This is a genomic window from Microcoleus sp. LAD1_D5, from assembly GCF_036702115.1.
Classification (GTDB): domain Bacteria; phylum Cyanobacteriota; class Cyanobacteriia; order Cyanobacteriales; family Microcoleaceae; genus Microcoleus.
On sequence record NZ_JAUBSA010000090.1, the window covers coordinates 1 to 18,365 of the forward strand.

General features: G+C 47.5%; 20 protein-coding genes. 10 read left to right on the forward strand and 10 right to left on the reverse strand.

Annotated features, from left to right (window positions below; all coding sequences use genetic code 11):
- Positions 1-94 precede the first annotated feature (94 nt).
- On the forward strand, positions 95-424 hold the full coding sequence (locus QUA70_RS24995) for a hypothetical protein (protein ID WP_445251675.1): 330 nt from the start codon (positions 95-97) through the stop codon (positions 422-424).
- Positions 425-475: 51 nt separating this feature from the next.
- Here QUA70_RS24995 and larB read toward each other — a convergent pair whose 3' ends face one another.
- From larB to ispF, 5 genes are all read right to left on the reverse strand, one after another.
- Entirely contained in the window at positions 476-1,279 is an 804-nt protein-coding gene (gene larB / locus QUA70_RS25000; RefSeq protein WP_333335310.1) for a nickel pincer cofactor biosynthesis protein LarB, read from the reverse strand.
- A 42-nt stretch (positions 1,280-1,321) separates the two neighbouring features.
- A complete protein-coding gene (locus QUA70_RS25005) occupies positions 1,322-3,082 on the reverse strand; it encodes an ABC transporter substrate-binding protein (protein ID WP_333350585.1) in 1,761 nt (586 codons plus the stop codon).
- A gap of 40 nt (positions 3,083-3,122) precedes the next feature.
- Positions 3,123-3,728: a PIN domain-containing protein gene (locus tag QUA70_RS25010; RefSeq protein WP_333410712.1), complete on the reverse strand. Its 606-nt coding sequence runs from the start codon at positions 3,726-3,728 to the stop codon at positions 3,123-3,125.
- Positions 3,703-4,221 carry a hypothetical protein gene (locus QUA70_RS25015; protein ID WP_333410714.1) on the reverse strand — a complete coding sequence of 173 codons (519 nt, stop codon included), beginning with the start codon at positions 4,219-4,221 and terminating at the stop codon, positions 3,703-3,705. Before QUA70_RS25015 ends, QUA70_RS25010 begins: the two co-directional genes overlap by 26 nt.
- 62 nt (positions 4,222-4,283) lie before the next feature.
- Positions 4,284-4,763 (reverse strand): 2-C-methyl-D-erythritol 2,4-cyclodiphosphate synthase, encoded by a 480-nt coding sequence (gene ispF, locus QUA70_RS25020; RefSeq protein WP_333335319.1) that lies wholly within the window; start codon positions 4,761-4,763, stop codon positions 4,284-4,286.
- 71 nt (positions 4,764-4,834) lie between these two features.
- On the opposite strand from ispF, the gene QUA70_RS25025 reads away from it, so the two are divergent.
- Positions 4,835-5,272: a hypothetical protein gene (locus QUA70_RS25025; RefSeq protein ID WP_333350580.1), complete on the forward strand. Its 438-nt coding sequence runs from the start codon at positions 4,835-4,837 to the stop codon at positions 5,270-5,272.
- Positions 5,273-5,319: 47 nt separating this feature from the next.
- Here QUA70_RS25025 and trmD read toward each other — a convergent pair whose 3' ends face one another.
- Positions 5,320-6,015, reverse strand: coding sequence for a tRNA (guanosine(37)-N1)-methyltransferase TrmD (gene trmD, locus QUA70_RS25030; RefSeq protein WP_333335325.1), 696 nt, complete (start codon positions 6,013-6,015; stop codon positions 5,320-5,322).
- 333 nt (positions 6,016-6,348) lie between these two features.
- On the opposite strand from trmD, the gene QUA70_RS25035 reads away from it, so the two are divergent.
- The 8 genes from QUA70_RS25035 to QUA70_RS25070 all read left to right on the forward strand — a co-directional run bounded on the left by QUA70_RS25035 (position 6,349) and on the right by QUA70_RS25070 (position 15,766).
- Positions 6,349-7,242, forward strand: a complete 894-nt coding sequence (locus QUA70_RS25035) for a cyanophycinase (RefSeq protein ID WP_333335349.1) — start codon at positions 6,349-6,351, stop codon at positions 7,240-7,242.
- 338 nt (positions 7,243-7,580) lie between these two features.
- On the forward strand, positions 7,581-10,298 hold the full coding sequence (gene cphA, locus QUA70_RS25040; RefSeq protein WP_333350579.1) for a cyanophycin synthetase: 2,718 nt from the start codon (positions 7,581-7,583) through the stop codon (positions 10,296-10,298).
- 310 nt (positions 10,299-10,608) lie between these two features.
- Positions 10,609-14,019: a DNA methyltransferase gene (locus QUA70_RS25045; RefSeq protein WP_333350577.1), complete on the forward strand. Its 3,411-nt coding sequence runs from the start codon at positions 10,609-10,611 to the stop codon at positions 14,017-14,019.
- Positions 14,020-14,108: 89 nt separating this feature from the next.
- Entirely contained in the window at positions 14,109-14,459 is a 351-nt protein-coding gene (locus tag QUA70_RS25050; RefSeq protein WP_333335334.1) for a type II toxin-antitoxin system RelE/ParE family toxin, read from the forward strand.
- Positions 14,456-14,752 (forward strand): XRE family transcriptional regulator, encoded by a 297-nt coding sequence (locus tag QUA70_RS25055; protein ID WP_333318611.1) that lies wholly within the window; start codon positions 14,456-14,458, stop codon positions 14,750-14,752. Before QUA70_RS25050 ends, QUA70_RS25055 begins: the two co-directional genes overlap by 4 nt.
- Before the next feature lie 73 nt (positions 14,753-14,825).
- A complete protein-coding gene (gene vapB / locus QUA70_RS25060; RefSeq protein ID WP_333335337.1) occupies positions 14,826-15,053 on the forward strand; it encodes a type II toxin-antitoxin system VapB family antitoxin in 228 nt (75 codons plus the stop codon).
- A complete protein-coding gene (locus QUA70_RS25065) occupies positions 15,050-15,436 on the forward strand; it encodes a type II toxin-antitoxin system VapC family toxin (RefSeq protein ID WP_333335339.1) in 387 nt (128 codons plus the stop codon). Before vapB ends, QUA70_RS25065 begins: the two co-directional genes overlap by 4 nt.
- A gap of 84 nt (positions 15,437-15,520) precedes the next feature.
- A complete protein-coding gene (locus QUA70_RS25070) occupies positions 15,521-15,766 on the forward strand; it encodes a hypothetical protein (RefSeq protein WP_190657256.1) in 246 nt (81 codons plus the stop codon).
- Positions 15,767-15,784: 18 nt separating this feature from the next.
- Here the strand turns inward: QUA70_RS25070 and QUA70_RS25075 are convergent, their stop codons facing one another.
- The 4 genes from QUA70_RS25075 to QUA70_RS25090 all read right to left on the reverse strand — a co-directional run.
- Positions 15,785-16,174, reverse strand: coding sequence for a hypothetical protein (locus QUA70_RS25075; RefSeq protein ID WP_333335341.1), 390 nt, complete (start codon positions 16,172-16,174; stop codon positions 15,785-15,787).
- Positions 16,175-16,178: 4 nt separating this feature from the next.
- Positions 16,179-16,523, reverse strand: a complete 345-nt coding sequence (locus tag QUA70_RS25080; RefSeq protein WP_333215129.1) for a hypothetical protein — start codon at positions 16,521-16,523, stop codon at positions 16,179-16,181.
- Between the two features lie 63 nt (positions 16,524-16,586).
- On the reverse strand, positions 16,587-17,855 hold the full coding sequence (gene cbiE / locus QUA70_RS25085) for a precorrin-6y C5,15-methyltransferase (decarboxylating) subunit CbiE (protein WP_333350575.1): 1,269 nt from the start codon (positions 17,853-17,855) through the stop codon (positions 16,587-16,589).
- Between the two features lie 390 nt (positions 17,856-18,245).
- Positions 18,246-18,365: photosystem II protein D1 (locus QUA70_RS25090; RefSeq protein WP_333350587.1), on the reverse strand; the 120-nt coding region annotated here is incomplete at its 5' end.

Below are 18,365 nucleotides of genomic sequence, written 5' to 3' on the forward strand. Positions count from 1 at the left end.
GTTGAAGATAATCTACAATTATAATTGGGTGAAATCAATGCCGAAAAAACTTATCTTTAATCGAGCTTGAATATATCAATCGCTCTTATTCTTGATGTGCGATCGATTATTCAGCAAGCCCCAATTAGGGGGAATTGAAGTAATTGTGACTGAGGAAAGTTACACGTCAAAAGCTAGTGCTTTAGATGGTGATACGTTGCCTGTTTACAAAACTAAGTCAGATGTCAAACCCGTTTTCAGTGGCAAGCGTGTTAAACGTGGCTTATACAAAACTTCTAATGGTAGATTGATTAATGCTGATACCAACGGAAGTTTAAATATAGCTCGAAAAGTAATTCCCAACTTTATGAAGGGAATAGTGGGATTGCCGTTTATCCCAGTAGTTTTAGACCTTTGGACTAAGATTACAAACGTAGCTGTCTAGATTTGTCTACTCTAGGGTAGCTTTGTCCAGATTTCTATGAGCGGTTTCTAACTATTCCCCCTCTCTCCGATTCTCCCCCTCTCCGATTCTCCCCACTCTGCCAGCACTTCTGAGAATTTGACAAGCTAAAATCGCCGCCCCAAATCCGTTATCAATATTCACCACACCCACACCAGCCGCACAAGAATTGAGCATAGTTAAAAGAGGAGCAATCCCGCCAAAACTCGCGCCGTAACCCACACTCGTCGGCACAGCAATTACCGGACAATCTGCCAAACCCGCAACCACACTGGCCAAAGCACCTTCCATACCCGCCACCGCAATCAACACATCAGCATCAGCAATTACGTGCCGATTGCTCAGCAAACGGTGAATGCCGGCAACTCCGACATCCCACAAACGTCGCACCTGAAAACCGCAAAGTTCCGCAGTAATTGCCGCCTCTTCCGCTACAGGCAAATCCGCCGTTCCCGCACTGATAATAGTCACAGTACCCGGATGCTGCGGAGTTGGGGAATTAGGAGAAATTGCACAAATTCGAGCCTTTTGGTAGTAGCACAAATCGGGTATTTTTTGCTGCAATTGCTCGAAAACGAACGGTTCAATTCGCGTCGCCATCACCGCAGAATTTCGCCCGCGCATCGCCTCGATAATTTCAACAATTTGGTCTGGCGTTTTCCCTGGGCCCCAGATTACTTCAGGAAAACCCGTTCTTAAAGTGCGGTGGTGGTCAATTTTGGCAAAATCGCCGACTTGTTCAAAGTCAAAATGCTTTAATTTATCCAAAGCTGCGATCGGGCTAATATCGCCGGCAGCGACAGATTCGAGTAACTTCTGTAAAATTTTAGGTTCCATTAATTAATGACTGACTAATGACTGCTGACTACTGACTGCTGACTATTCGGCAATTTTCAGATCGTACAAATTCCAGAAAGCGCCGCCGAGGGCACTGTAGCGAATTCCCGAAACGCGATCGCGCACCGCCTCAAAAGTCAGCGGATTCACCATATAAACAAAAGGCACTTGTTCCGCTATAATCCGCTGCGTTTCAGCATAAAGTTCCTTGCGCTTCGCCTCATCAAGCTCCTGAGAAGCCTTCACGTAAAGGTCATCGATTTTCTGCTCCCAGTCGTACACTTCCCAACCCTTAATCGGCGGTTCTCCAGCTTGCGGGCCCTGGTTGAAACTGTGCAGTGTGCCGTTAACAGACCAAATATTGTAGCCGCTGTGCGGTTCAGTACCTCCCGTAAAACCGCCGAGGTAAGTATCCCAATTCCGCGTCAATCGCAGCTTTTCCACATAAGTGTTAAAACTCAGGAACTGCGTATCAATTTGCATTCCCAGTTTGCCCAAGTCTTGCTTAATTTGCGTTGCCATTTGTTCCCGAACTTTTTTACCTGCTGCCATCAACAAAGTAAATCGCACTTTGTTGCCCTCAGCATCCAACAATTCGCCGTTAAGATTGTACTTGAAGCCTGCGCTTAACAGCAACTCTTTGGCTTTTTCCCGATCGTAACTGTAAGTTTTCAATCCCTCTTCTGGGGACAGGTAGAACGGGCTTTGCGCCGGAATTGGGGAATGCAGCGGCGCGCCAAGTCCGCGATAGATATTGTTAGTCATGGCGGATCGGTTAATGCCGTAGGCGATCGCCTGCCGAAATTCCTTACTCGCGAACCACCGAGATTTAACCGGGTCTACAAACGGCTGATTTTGAGCATTGCGCCCCTTATTCAGATTAAAACACATAAACACACTGCCAGTATCCGGGCCGCCGTTGAAGACCGTATATTTGCCCCGTTTTTCCTCCCGTTTCAGCAGCGGAAACACTTCCGGCTCCACGTTCAGAGTATCCAAATCGCCCGATCGAAAATTCAGCAGTTGATTGTCAGTATTTTCGATAATTTGCCAAACAATTTGCTGGATGTAAGGCTGGACATTTCCCTCCGCATCTTTGCGCCAAAAATACGGATTTCTTTCCAAAACCACGCGCTGATTGGGAGTGTAGCTCAACATTCGATATTGACCATTTCCGACAATTTTTTTAGGGTCAGTATCCGTCCCCCAAGTAGTCAGGAATTTAGGCTGACCATCTGCATCTGTATTTTCGACAGCTTCCTGTAAAATATGAGCTGGTAAAATCGGGATTCCTCCAGCATATCTAATAAATGGAGCAAAAGGTTCGGCAACGGAAAATTCAATGCGGCGGCTGTCTATTTTTTGAACTTTTGGGAATTGGCGACTCATCCCAACTCTCAGAGTATCTTTCAAACCGCTAGGGATTTTGTCATTGAAATAAATCTTTTCATAGCTGAAGATAATGTCATCAGTAGTCAGAGGTTGGCCGTCCGACCATTTCAATCCCTCTCGCAGGGTGAACACAATCTTTTTGCCATCTTTAGAAACTTCCCACGACTCGGCTAAACCGGGTTCTAACTCCGATGTCAAGCCATTTTCGTTGATCAATCCCTCGTACATATAGCCAAAAACGCTGTATGCAGATTGATTTAGCGGGTAGTTAAAGGTAGCTGGGCCGCTGGGGGTGGGAACGATGAGTCTGTTTACTAAGTTCGATCGGGCTGGAGTGCACGCAGACAGAGTTAGAGTGGCAATTGCCGCCAGTAAAATCGCCAGCCAGCGCAGTCTTGAATGTAGCATCATAGAAATTTTCATAATTTTTTAGTTTACCACCTGCGTGCAACTAGGACTGAGATTGTAACCAACCGAGAAAGTCTTCAGTGCGCGAAAAATACTTGCTTATCCCGGCTTCTAGCAAAGCATCTTGAACTTCCGATACACTAAATTCTTTTGTATTATTGCTCAAAAACACCTTGAGTGCATTAACGTGTAAGTGTGCGTGATTCAAGATGCAGTGGAGAATCAAATTGTCTGTCGGGTCTTCTTCAATAAAAACTGTATTCAAGCTTTCTCGCAGTGTATCTGCTTTTAGTTCCATCATCTCCACATTGTCAGCCAATAATTCAAGAGCCTCAAAAAGACGTACTTTAATATTATTGAGCAATCCTTCATTTTCATTCAAAGACTCTTCTACATGGAATAAAAGAGACTTAGCATAAGGTGAAGTAAGATCGCGCTTGAGCTGGCTAATTTGTTTTTTCTGTTCCTCTGCAAAACGGTTGCGGCGCTTGATATCGTCTTCTAAAGCCGAGAGAGCTTCCATGCAGCAAATAGCAGGTATGGCAATGCGGACTGATGTTGGTACACTCAGTAACAAGTTATTGGCATCAGGATCGCGTCCTGTAGCAATACTCATCAAAAAGTTAGTTTCTATATATAAAATCGCCACCAATTTTTACCTCTAACTTTGTTGTTCCACCTGCTAGCAACGGCAGCAAACCGATTGCTGCTATCTGTTCCGATGCTGGTGGAATCTCAGACTTCCAATTGTAAGCTAAGTCACGCAACCATGCTTCAATCAGCCTAGTTAGGTATGGCTCAAATATCCGCTGATCGCCTAATTTTGAGTCATAATAGTGAAGGATGTCAGCCGTTTTTAACGATAAAACAGCTTCAGACAAAACAGTGCCGTCCCATTTAAAAACGATTATATTTTCGAGAGTGACAATCATAGCATAAGGAATTACCACATTTTTTTCGGAGAGTTTTGAGAGGAAATGTTTTATTTGTTTGAGCGCGCTATCGGTAATCCTCTGTTTTGCTGCCTTTTCTTTAGCTTGATTAATTTTGACCTCGATCAGCGCGACTATGCGATCGTCCTTATCCAAGGCGATAATATCCGCCTTTATAGGTAATTCTACTTCCAAGGTTTCAGTTTGCATGGTTTCAGCCTTCCTAGCGTATAAGTTTAAGTAAATTCAACTTCTACTATCAAACCACTTTTTTAATTTTTGGAGACTAAAACTACAGCATAGGCTGCAATTCCTTCTTCTCTCCCCACGGGTCCTAACTTTTCGTTTGTAGTAGCTTTGATGCCGATTTGGTCAGGTTTTAATTGTAGGACAGTAGAAAGCCGATCGCGCATTTGCTCAATATGCGGTTTCAGCTTTGGACGTTCCGCCACCACGACCGAATCAATATTGCCGATTTCCCAGCCTTTATCTAATATTAACTGATTGACTTGTGCCAGCAATACGAGACTATCAGCACCTTTCCATTTCGGGTCAGTCGGCGGGAAATACAGCCCGATATCTCCCAAGCTGAGAGATCCGAGCATCGCGTCCATGATAGCGTGAGTCAGCACGTCTGCGTCGCTGTGACCGAGTAATCCTAATTCGTGGGGAATGTGAACGCCGCCGAGGATGAGGGGGCGTTCTGGAACTAAGCAGTGAATGTCGTAGCCGTTGCCGATTCGGATGTTCATGTAAAATTTAGGTTTTGGAAGTATATCGAAAGACAATTATTTCATAATTGTGCGGATATAAGTGAAAAAGTATGGTCTTAATTGACGGACTGTGTGGGAATTGTGACAAAGACGTACAGATGTTGGTTTGTCAATCAGTCTTTGACAAAAAAGTTGTCTGGCATCGATGTTATGACTGCCCTCATTGCGGGGAGGCAATCGAGTTAGATGATAATGATGCTATGCCTAACGAAATGAGAGAAGAGATTTTAGCAAAAGAAGGGACTTGGAACTTGATTGTATTGGAAAAAGAACAACGTGCAACAGTTGTAACAAAAATTCTGCGTGAGGCTATGTCGTTGTCCTTAGCTGAAGCTATGAAGCTAAAAAAGAAGATGCCTGGTTCTGTTTTTATCGGAACTAAATCTGAGACCGATCGACTAAAACAGCTTTTAGCTGCTGAAGGTTTGAAAGCTTCAATCAGCAGAAGTGTTACCACAATCGGCGTTGTCGATCAAATTGGGCTATGAGTTTGCCCGATAAATCATATGGGATAACTTCTTCTTTCTCCCTTCTCCTATTCTCCCCTTTCCTCCAACCACCGATCGTACAAATCCGGTCGGCGCGATCGAGTTTTTTCAATTTGCTGTTCCCTGCGCCAGCGAGCAATTTCTGCGTGATTACCAGACAGCAACACATCGGGCACCTTCAATCCCCGAAAATCCGCCGGTCGAGTGTACTGCGGATAATCCAAAAGTCCGTCCTCAAAACTCTCAAACTTTAGGGAATCTTCCTTCGCCACAGTTCCCCGCAGCAATCGCAAAACTCCATTTATCAAAGCTAAAGCCGGAATTTCGCCCCCCGTGAGCACAAAATCCCCCAAAGACACCTCGCGAGTGACCAAATGCAGGACTCGATCGTCCACACCTTCATAATGACCGCAAATCAACACCAACTGATCGCGATCAGCCGCCAACTCCCGAAACATCGCCTGCTGCATCGGTTCCCCCTGGGGAGTCAGCAAAATCACCTCCCGCCGCGGCAAAACCGGCAGGGACTCCACCGCAGCAAAAATCGGTTCCGGCTTCATCAGCATCCCCACTCCGCCCCCGTAAGGCTCATCATCGACTCGCTGGTGCTTGTCTGTGGTAAAATCGCGGGGATTGACAAAATTCACCTCAGCAATCTTTTTAGCTAAGGCTTTGCCCATCAGTCCCGACTCCAGGGGAGCCCGGAAAAATTCTGGAAATAAGGTAACTACGTCAAAGCGCACAATTATTGGAATTTCATTGATACATCACCTCTAGTTTGACCCTTAGGGGGAGTTCAGTTTTCAGTAATTGCTTTATTCTTTATAATTTCTTATAATTTCTGAAAATTTTGGCAAGTTAAATTCTCTTCCTGTGTCGGCGGGCCGGTTTTGTACAAAAATAATCTGTTTTTCATGACAGCGACTGCAAGTAAACTCGCCCCCAAACAACTGCGAGTGAGGTGCGATCGGCGATCGCACCTCACTCGCACAAACAAAAATTTATTCTTAAAAAGCCCTATTGTACCCACAGCAACGGCAAAATTGAATTTCACATCCAACAGAGGAAGACACACCATGCAGCAGTTGACATCTCAAGCCCTTGAACACAATATTCCCCAGCGCACAAAAACCTCGATTATGGTCATCGGGGGAGCCGAAGACAAAGTTCACGGGCGAGAGATTCTAAACACCTTTTTTTGCCGTGCAGGGGGTGCAAACGCTCGGCTGGCGATCATTCCGTGCGCTTCGCGAGATCCCGAAGGAATTAGCAACCGCTACCGCACCATATTTGACGAAATGGGCGTTAGTGCCGTCAAAGTAGTGGACATCCGCGAACGCGAACAAGGCGAAAACCCCGTCTGGAAAGATTACTTAGAAGACTGTACGGGCGTATTCATTACAGGCGGCGACCAACTGCGACTTTGTGGGCTGCTGGCGGACACCCCGCTGATGGAGAAAATTCGCAAAGAAACTCTCGAAGGCAAGATTACCCTCGCTGGCACCAGCGCGGGTGCTGCGGTGATGGGATATCACATGATTGCAGGTGGCGGGAGTGGGGCGTCACCGAATCGGTCTTTAGTAGATATGGCAAACGGACTTAACATTATTCCTGAGATCATCGTAGACCAGCATTTTCACAACCGCAATCGCATGGCTCGCTTGCTGTCGGCTGTGGCTTGCCATCCCGATCGCCTTGCTATTGGTATTGACGAAGACACCTGCGCCTTGTTTGAGGGAGACGATACTATGAAAATTCTCGGTAAAGGCACTGTGACTATTGTTGATTCTCGGGAAAATTTTTATACCAATGAGTCTGTGGTAGGAGCGACAGAACCCTTAAGTCTGTTCAATATGCGCTTGCACGTTCTGTGTCACGGAGATTGCTACAATATGCCCCTAGGCAAACCAATGCCATCGGCAGCCTGTTCCGAGTCTGGCTGGCCACCCGAATGCCGCACAGCCAACTAACGCAGAAAATCTCTTGTCATTGATTCGGCAGACACTAGGCGGCATTCCGGCCGAATCATGGATACAACAATATAATAGATTCCGAAGCAGCCACGGGCTGACGCCAGAAGGCAGAATCACATAAAATTCTACCTTCGGGCTTCTAGTTTTTGCGTGCCATTGACCTGTACTTGTTTCTAGCCTCGCGCTGGGGCATGAATTTTCAAGGGAGTAGCCCATAACTGGAAATTCACTCCCAAACTGTTCGCAGCGAACAGTCGATCGAGCAATCTAGATCGAAATTGAATAAATGCTCCAATTATCTATAAGAGTTCGCGCCCCATACCCCTCTAACTACCATGAAAATACTTAAAATCCAGACCTTACGCGGCCCCAACTACTGGAGCATCAGACGCCAGAAACTCGTCCTGATGCGTTTGGATTTAGAGGAGTGGGCAGATAAAACCACATCTGAAATTCCTGGCTTCTATGAAGGGTTGATCGCCGCACTTCCGAGTTTGAACGACCATCACTGTTCTCCAGGCCATCAGGGAGGATTCCTGCAACGGGTCAGAGAAGGGACAATGATGGGACACGTAATCGAACACGTCGCCCTAGAACTTCAGGAAATGGCAGGAATGCCGGTCGGGTTCGGTCGCACCCGCGAGACTGCGACCCCAGGCATTTACCAAGTAGTAATCGAGTATCAAAACGAACAAGCCGGTCGCTATGCAGCCCGGGCGGGCGTGCGGATGTGCCAAAGCATTGCCGAGACAGGCACTTATCCAGCAGCAGAATTAGTCCAAGATTTGAGAGACCTGAGAGAGTTTGCTGCGTCGGCGGCCCTGGGGCCGAGCACGGAAACACTGATTAAGGAAGCAGAAGCGCGTGGCATTCCTTGGATACCATTGAGCGCCCGGTTTATGATCCAACTCGGCTACGGGGTTCACCAAAAGCGGATTCAGGCAACTCTGAGCAACCGCACGGGAGTTTTGGGGGTAGAACTTGCCTGTGACAAGGAAGGTACCAAAAATATCCTCGCCAGCGCCGGCGTGCCGGTTCCCAGAGGAACCGTGATTCATTATTTGGATGAACTGCGCGGGGCGATCGAAGATGTCGGCGGTTACCCGATCGTCCTCAAACCCCTTGACGGCAACCACGGCCGTGGCATTACGATCGACATCAATTCCTGGGAAGCAGCAGAAGAAGCCTACGACTTAGCCAGCGCCGCATCAAAAACAAAAAGCGTCATTGTCGAGCGCTATTACGTCGGCCGCGATCACAGAGTATTGGTAGTCAACGGGCAAGTCATAGCAGTCGCAGAACGAGTCCCCGCTAACGTCGTAGGTAACGGCAAGTCTACAGTAGAACAGCTTATTGAAGAAGTAAACCGCGACCCGCAGCGAGGAGACGGACACGACAACGTGCTCACCCGGATCACGATTGACAAATTGTCCCTGGATTTGCTGCAAAAACAAGGATACGCGATGGACTCCGTAGTGCCGGCCGGCGAAAGAGTATTTTTGCGCGCGACAGCAAACTTGAGTACCGGTGGCATTGCAGTCGATCGCACCGACGAAATCCACCCAGAAAACGTCTGGCTGTTTTCCAGAGTCGCCAAAATTATCGGTTTGGACATCGCCGGCATTGACGTAGTAACTCCCGACATCTCCCAACCCCTGCGCGATGTCAACGGCGTCATCGTCGAAGTCAACGCAGCACCGGGTTTCAGAATGCACGTCGCCCCTAGTCAAGGTTTACCCCGCAACGTCGCCGGCGCCGTCTTCGATATGCTTTTCCCCTCGCCTCAACCCAGCCGGGTGCCGATTTTAGCGGTAACGGGAACCAACGGCAAAACGACAACCACTCGCCTGCTTGCCCACATTGTCAAGCAGACCGGTCAGATTACCGGCTACACAACTACCGACGGCACTTACATCGGCGATTATTTGGTCGAAAGCGGAGACAATACCGGGCCGCAGAGTGCTCAATTGATTTTGTCTGACCCGACGGTGGAAGTGGCGGTGCTGGAAACGGCTAGAGGCGGAATTTTGCGATCGGGCCTGGGCTTCGATCAGTGCGATGTCGGCGTCGTCTTGAACGTCGCGGCAGATCACTTGGGAATTGGCGACATCGACACCGTGGAACAACTGGCCAAACTCAAGAGCGTCCTCGTCGAGTCGGTAATGCCCAAAGGCTATGCAGTGTTAAATGCAGATGACCCGCTTGTAGCACAAATGGCGCAGCGTGTCAAGGCTCAAATTGCATACTTTTCCATGAACCCGGACAACGAACTGGTTGCCAAACATACCGCTGCAGGCGGGCTGGCAGCGATTTACGAAAATGGGTATTTGTCGATATTGAAAGGCGATTGGACGCTGAGAATTGAGCAGGCTGTGAACGTGCCGCTGACGATGGGCGGGCGCGCGCCGTTTATGATTGCTAATGCTTTAGCAGCTTGTTTGGCTGCTTTTGCCCAAGGAGTGAAAATAGAAGATATTCGATCGGCTTTGTCAAGCTTCCAAGCATCGGTGGGTCAAACTCCTGGAAGGATGAACCTGTTTAATTTGGGCACCTATCACGCTTTACTCGACTACGCCCACAACCCCCACAGCTACAAAGCTTTGGGCAGTTTCGTGCTGAATTGGCCGGGATTGCGGATCGGGGTAGTAGGTGCCCCCGGAGACCGGCGAGATGAAGATTTTGTCACGCTGGGCAAACTTTCGGCCGAGATGTTCGATCGAATTATTGTCAAAGAAGATATTGACAGGCGCGGGCGAGAACCCGGTGTTGTGGCGAAGTTAATTTGCCAGGGAATTGCAGAGGCGATTTCTGCAGGAACCGCAAACAAATCTCAAGTTGAATACGAGTTGATTCTCGACGAAACAACGGCCGTTAACAAGGCTTTAGATGAGGCGCCGGCAGGCAGTTTGGTAGTGATTTTACCTGAAGGTGTCAACAAAGCTTTGAGTTTAATCGAAGCCCGGAAACCGATTAAGGAATCTGCGGTAAGTCAAAGCTTTGTCGATCGATCTAAAGAGGAAAGTTTGAAGCCGACTGTTGTGAATCAAGGCTAAATTCTGAATTTTAATTGAATTGGTAGGTTGGGTTTACTTGTGTTAAACCCAACCTATTTTTTTAAAATTAATACTATCTTTTTTGATTTTTTTGTGCATTGAATAAATAGTATACAGATCCCTCTACTGACCAAATGGCTCATGACCTTGAATGATTGTCATGCACTAGCAAGCTGTTTTTAGCTCCGAAAAAGGATACAATATTTTTGAGATTGGTGGCGATCGCTCTCATGCCCGCTCGCTCTCTTGGTCAGCAATTCAAACCGATAGAAGTATAGAATCAGGAAAAAGCAAGCAGCAGGATTGAAGCATGAATGAGGCCGATCGGGCGCGAGTCGAAACATTCATCAAGCGCTGGGCGGGTTCTAGCGGTAACGAACGGGCAAACTACCAGTTGTTTTTTGCGGAAATGTGCGATGCGCTGGGAGTCGATCGCCCTTTTGATAAAGGCAGAATTCCCAACGATCCCTACTGCTTTGATAAAGATGTCAAAATTTTTCACCCCAGCGGCAAGGTGACTCCGGGGTTTATTGATTTTTACAAAGCCGAGCATTTTTTAATCGAGGCAAAACAGGGCGGAACAACGAGCAAAAAGGGAACGGCAAAGCGGGGGACAAATACCTATTTGCGAGAGATGGAAAAAGCGTTTGTGCAGGCGATCGCCTATACGCGCAGTCTCAGCAGCAAACCGCCCTTTTTGTTAACTTGCGATATTGGCGATCATTTTGAATTGTGGATGGGTTTTAGCGGCGATTATGGCGGCTATGGGGCGCGGCGAGAAATCGGGCTAATCGAGTTGCAGAAAGCCGATGTTTTCGATTTGTTTGTCGATATTTTTAGCAATCCGCAGCAGCGCAACCCAGAGAAAATTGCGGCGCGGGTGACGCGGGAAGTAGCGGCGGATTTGGCAGAGTTGGCGAAGCGGATGGAGGCGAATGTCGATCCGCAGCAAGTCGCCCAGTTTTTGATGCGCTGTATTTTCACCATGTTTGCTGAGGATGTGGGGTTGTTGAAGGAACATCTGTTTACGCAGGCGCTGGAAACGCGATGGATTCACAACCCGAAGACTTTTAAGCCGGAGGTAGAGGCGCTGTGGGAGGCGATGAATGAGGGGACGAGTTTTGGCTTTCATGGCAAACTATTGCGGTTTAATGGGGGATTGTTTGCCGAGTCGCAGGCGTTTGCTTTGATAAAGGCGCAGTTGGAAGTTTTGTTGCAGGCGGCGAAGCGGGATTGGTGCAATGTGGAACCGGCGATTTTTGGGACGTTGTTGGAAAGGGCGCTGGATTCGAGGGAACGAAGTAAGTTGGGGGCGCATTATACGCCGCGATCGTATGTGGAAAGGTTGGTAAAGCCTGTGGTGATGGAACCTTTGGGCGATCGCTGGATTGCGGTACAAGCGGAGGTTAAACAGTTGCTCAACGCGGGGGAATCGGAACCGACTGCAAATCAAAGGAAAAAGGCGAGCTCAGTTTTAGAAGCATTTCTGACGGATTTACAACAGGTGAAGATCCTCGATCCGGCGTGCGGATCGGGGAATTTCCTTTATGTGACGTTGGATTTGTTGAAGGGCTTGGAGTCAGAGGTGTTGCGGCGCTTGGAGGATGTCACCGGATCGGCGCAGTTGCGGTTAGATATTGCTCAAGTCAATCCGAGTCAGTTTTTGGGAATTGAGATCAATCCTAGGGCGGCGGCGATCGCAGATTTGGTGATTTGGATTGGGTATTTGCAGTGGCATTTTCGGCGGTTTGGTGATATTCCGCCGATCGAACCTGTGTTGCGCGAGTACAAAAATATTCAAAGGGGGGATGCAGTGTTGGCCGATGACGGGAGGGAACCGGATGTGGATGCGACGGGGAAGGTGAGAACTCGCTGGGGCGGACGGATGATGAAGAGTCCGGTGACGGGGGAGGATATTCCCGATCCGACAGACCAAATAACAATTTATCGGTATTTGAATCCGAGGGCAGCCGAGTGGCAGGAGGCGGATTATATTGTGTCGAATCCGCCGTTTATTGGTAATGCGAGAATGCGGGAGATGTTGGGGGATGGATATGCAGAAACGTTGAGAGAAGTCTATAAAGATGTGCCCGATACTGTTGATTTTGTGATGTATTGGTGGCACAAGGCAGCAGAACTAACTAGAGCGAGCAAAATAAAACGCTTTGGGTTTATTACCACAAACAGTATTCGCCAAACTCGGCAGCGGAAAGTTCTGGAGTTTCATTTTACGCAAAAGAGTCCAACCCGATTAATTTTTGCTATTCCCGATCACCCTTGGATTGATGGAGGGGCAGCAGTCAGAATTGCAATTACAGCAGGTGAATTAGATGACCTCAAAAAGCCTGTAAGGATTGCCGAATTTGGTACAGTAGTTGCTGAGTGTGAAGGAGATACACCGGAAGACTCAGCAGAGCAAGTTGAAGTGCAGTTCCAGAATGTAGGGCTAATTTTTAGTAACCTTCAAGCTGGTTCTGATTTAACTCAATCTCAACCACTCCTGGCTAATGATAGGCTCTCCAGTCGCGGTGTTATGCTATTTAGTTCTGGGTTTATTGTCGATCAATCTGACTTTGCAGAGATTGAGTCTGAGGTTCTTTTCCCATACATCAATGGACGAGACTTTATGCAACGTTCTCGCAATGTGCGCGTCATTGATTTATTTGGCTTAAAAGCTGATAAAGCTCAAGAACTATATCCAAAAGCATTCCAATGGGTGTTGGATAAAGTTAAACCTGAACGAGATACTAACCGTGATAAGAGCCTCCGAGAAAACTGGTGGATATTTGGTCGTCCAAGAACTGAACTTCGACCAGCGCTAAAGGGACTACAGCGTTACGCGGCTACAGTAGAGACAGCAAAGCATAGAGTATTTCTATTCCTTTGCGCTGACGTAATACCGGACAACAAATTGATTGCGATCGCTCTTGATGATGCTTATTTTCTAGGTGTTCTGTCTAGCCGAATTCATGTAACTTGGGCGCTGGCAACGGGCGGATGGCTTGGTATAGGGAACGATCCAGTATATGTAAAAACAAAATGTTTCGACCCCTTCCCCTTCCCTACCCCCACCGACACCCAAAAACAAACCATCCGCGAACTCGGAGAACGCCTCGACAGCCACCGCAAACGAGTCCAAGCCACTCACCCCGAAGTCACCATCACCGGGATGTACAACCTCGTCGAAAAACTCCGCGAAGGCGAACCCCTCAACGACAAAGACAAAGCCTTCAACCAAAAAGCCTTAGTCTCGACCCTCAAACAAATCCACGACGAACTCGATGCCGCCGTATTTGCGGCCTATGGTTGGGAACCCATCCTCACCGACGACCAAATCCTGGAAAACCTCCTCACCCTCAATGCCCAACGCGCCGAAGAAGAACGCAACGGACTGATTCGCTGGCTGCGTCCCGACTACCAAGCCCCAGGCGAAACCTACGTGCAACCATCCCTTGCAGGTATCACCACCGAAACCGAAACCTCGATCGCCCCCACGGAACAACAACCTTTCCCCAAAACCCTCAAAGAGCAACTTTGGGCCATCCGCGACTTATTCCGCACCCAAAGCGGCGAATGGACAGCCGCCCAAGTCACCGCCCATTTCAAAGCAGCCAGCCGCAAACAAAAAGTCATTCTCGACTGTCTGGAAAGCCTCGAAGATTTGGGGATTTTGCTCAGTCATAATGAAGGTGGCGTGCAATATTGGTATCTCCCAACCTGATGGAATTGCAAAAACTTGTAGCTTACGCTAGGGGGTTTGAAGGCGATCGCCCTTACAATTGTTATAGTATTTGATTCTCAACAAACCCGATGACCATCAAACCGATTCGGTGGGTTGGCGCTACCCGTGAAGAAATCCAATCTCTTCCTGACGATGCCCGAAAAGAAGCTGGTTTTGCACTTTGGACACTTCAGCAGGGCATACAACCATCAAACTTTAAACCCATGTCGATCGTAGGCAAAGGCGTTGAAGAAATTCGGATTCGGACAGAAGATGCCTATCGGGTATTTTATATTGCTAGATTTGAAGAAGCTATTTACGTTCTTCATGCTTTCCAAAAGAAAACTCAGAAGACAGCCAAGAAAAATATCGAAATTGGACAGAAACGCTACCAACAGTTGTTACAAAATCGTTTAAATTCAAGAGAACCAGAACCATGAGTGAAAATACTATTACCCAAGCAACCGATAATATCTTTCTCGATCTGGGATTTTCAGCAGAAGAAGCTGATAACTTACTAATCAGATCGCAACTCATGCTCGCCCTGCTTCATCAGATTAAACATCACCGTTGGACGATCGACCAAACTGCTCAACATCTCAAACAGTCAAACGACCAAATCAAAGCTCTAACTCAAGGTAAAATTGGGGAATTCTCGGTTGATACTCTGATCGCAATGCTAAACCAAGTAGGCATGACTGTCAAAATCGAAATTTGCCCCAAGGTAGCTTAGAGCGAGATTAGAGAGATCGGTAAGTTTTGCTTTGCGCTTGTTATCATGAGCTTATCCAGCAAGAGGTTATCTAATGCTAGAAACCACCATCCTAGAAACCCTGGTCAAGTTGCCAGATTCCCTGAAACAGGAAGTTTTGCACTATGTAGAATTCTTGGCTGCAAAATATGCAAATAATGAGGTTGCCGTAAATTTTCCTCAAAAGAAACGTCAAGCCGGGATGATGAAAGGCACGTTTGTCTTACCGCTGGCTGATGATTTTGATGCACCATTAGAGGATTTGCAGGAGTATATGGAATGAGTGCATTGCTCCTCGATACTCACACTTTTATTTGGTTTTCAGAAAATGCTCCTAACCTATCAGTTACCTTGAAGGAGCAGATTGAATCCGCCGATAGAGTCTATTTGAGTATTGCCAGTCTTTGGGAAATTGCCATCAAAATCAGCATTGGTAAATTGACACTGCAAGCAGACTATGCAGACATCGAAGCTCAGTTACCTGCTGCTGGCATCTTATTACTGCCAATTTCCTTTGGAGATACTGTACAGGTTCGCAATCTACCATTCCACCATCGCGATCCATTCGATCACATTTTAATTGCCCAATCCATTAATCATGCTTTAGTTTTAGTCAGCCGTGATGAAGTGTTTGATGCTTATGCTGTTCAAAGACTATGGTTATAAACTAGATTATTATCGCCAATGGCATTGACCCGATCGAGCGTAAAAGAGTAAAATAAATTCTAGAGTTAGGCTCAAAAATTTTCCATGCCTCCCGAAGAAATCCTCCTACAATACTGGCGCGAACTTGCCCCCGCCGATCGCGCAAAAGTCCTTCAGTTTACCCAAGCTCTAGCGCTCAAATCTTCACCTGAATTTACCCCCAAAACACAACTCGGTCAAACCTTGTGGAAACTTCGCCAACGGGCGATCGCCAACGGTATGAAACTGCTCAATGAAGTTGAGTTAGAGCAAGAAATTGCCGATCGTCGAGGTGGCTACGGTGTCTGGTAAACTAACTTATCTGGATCTCTATTCCATTTGCAAATACTCCAACACCAGCAACCGCAAATAGTCTAGCATTCGGATATAAGATCGCATTTGAAGATAGCCCGATCGCGTCTCATCATAAAACTGAGTGATCGCAAAACGATCGAACACCCGAAGCTGATGTAAGTCTGCGATCGCTTGCTCGCGATTCTCAACCCCGGCGCTACTCTCAATCTGACTAGCATAACCACGAATACTGACTGTCACTAACTCAAGCTCCTCCAAAAACGAAAACTCTTCCTGGGAACCAAGATAGTTTTGAGCCATCTCTTTGCGCTCTAATTTAGTGTTTTGATAGTCAACAGTTAACTGTGCCAAAAGCTGGACAATAATATCTTGCTGAATCGCTAACTTGTTCTGAACTTGTGTCATATTTCTATTCCTCATTGATGCCATAAGTCACGATTTTCTCAACACCATACTGGTCAGGTCGCACAATTAAAAACTCATTGCCCTTTCGGTAAACAGCGGCTCCATCCTGCCGATATCCCGTGCGAGGAACTCTTACAGCACCTCTGGTGTTGAAGTTGTGTGCTTTACGCAGATATTTGAGTGGATCAAATCCTTTTCTTTGTGAATGGTCTAAGACACTTTGGGCCACTGTTCGATAAGTTCCTCTATCCCATTCAGACAGATATTGCTGTAGTTCGATAACTTCAGTGTTGGAATAGTCTTCAAACAGTCGATCTAAATAAGGATCTACAGATGATTCGTCTGGCATTATCACTCTCATTCCAGAGGATATTATTGATTATAGCTTTCCAGGAAAGAGAGCGATCGCATTTTACCCCTTAACTACCGCCCACTGAGTGACCGGTGCAAGCGGCTTCCAACCCTGAAAAGAACCGATCGCCCCTACTCGCTGAATGCCAATTCTAATGAGTTCCCCACCATAACGATCGTGCCATTGCAAAACTTTAAACTCGCTCTCAACTGTCACCGCATTAACAACTAATCGGCCGCCTTCACCTAAAGCATTCCAACAAATTTCCAGCACAGATTCTGCGGTGACACCGCCGCCGATGAAAATAGCATTCGGTTGAGGCAAATTTGTCAGGGCTTCCGGCGCTTCTCCCGCAACGATTTGGAGTTCGGGAACGCCAAAAGTCGAGGCATTTTCAGCGATGTATTGCAATCGAGTCGGATGGCGTTCGATCGCGATCGCCCTGCACCGAGGATGACTCCGCATCCATTCGATCGCGATCGAGCCACAGCCCGCACCCACATCCCAAAGCAACTCACCCGGAATCGGTGCTAACGCTGACAGAGTAACGGCTCTAACCTCCCGCTTGGTAAGTTGTCCGTCGTGGCGATATGCAGCATCCGGCAAACCCGCAGTTCGGGGGAGGATAAGAGTTTGTCGATCGGCTGCAACTGCGATCGCGATCGTGTTCAAATCCGCCAAATCCGCTGCATTCCAGGCTGCTGCTACCCCCTCGATCCGCCGTTCCGAGTTCCCTCCCATCCGCTCGAACACGGTCATCAAACTGCTGCCAAACCCCCGCTGTGTCAACAATTGTGCCACCTTTCCCGGCGTGTATCTGTCAGCGCTCAACACCAGCAAGCGCGCGCCGGGAGACAAAGCAAGGGCGATCGATGCGATCGGGCGATTTGTCAAACTGAAGGTCTCAACATCCGCCAAAGCCCAGCCCAGACGGGAGCAAGCAAGACTAAAAGCCGATGCAGCGGGAATTACAGTCATTTCGGAAATGGGAATTTTGCGCGACAGTGTTACCCCAATTCCGTGACACATCGGATCGCCGCTGGCTAGCACGCAGACAGACTGTCCCCGGCGGCGGATGATTTCATCGACTGTTGCTTGTAACGGTGAAGCCCAAACCAATTTTTCGCGGGTGTCGTCGGTTGGTAGCATTGCTAGGTGACGGGCACCGCCGACAACGACTTGAGATCGATCGAGTAGTTGTCGGGCGATCGCACTCAATCCCGAAAGTCCGTCTTCGCCAATCCCCACCACCGAAAGCCATTTGTGCATTGAATCCTTACCGCTAATCTTGTTTCCGGCTGCATCGGAATACTCAAACTCAGTAGTCATCACTCATTAGTTATTAGTTATTAGTTATTAGTTGTTAATCACATTATTTCCGCTAGAACAACCCGAATAAAATTGATTTATAGTGAGGAATTCATTCCTCATAAAACTCGCTGGGACTGAATTATTGACTACAAAATTTATAACTGACATCTTGCACAATTCTCAATAATAGGCATCTTGCCTGTTCCACAAAGAGTATATCTCTTCTTGTGGGGAGTAGGGTTGGGCATCCTGCCCGCCCGTGAAACGCTTATTAATAATGGTACAAGATGTCAGTTATAACGGTTATTTTACCGGACGAGATATCCTAATAAAGTCTCTAAAAATTTTTCCCCAAACAAAAAGCGCCCCTATTACTAGGAGCGCTTTTTGTCAATCTCAAGTTAAAACTTAGCCATTGATAGAAGGAGCAACCAAAGCTACGGGAGTAGTTTCACCAGCAGCCAAATCAAGCGGGAAGTTGTGAGCATTGCGCTCGTGCATTACTTCCATACCCAAGTTAGCGCGGTT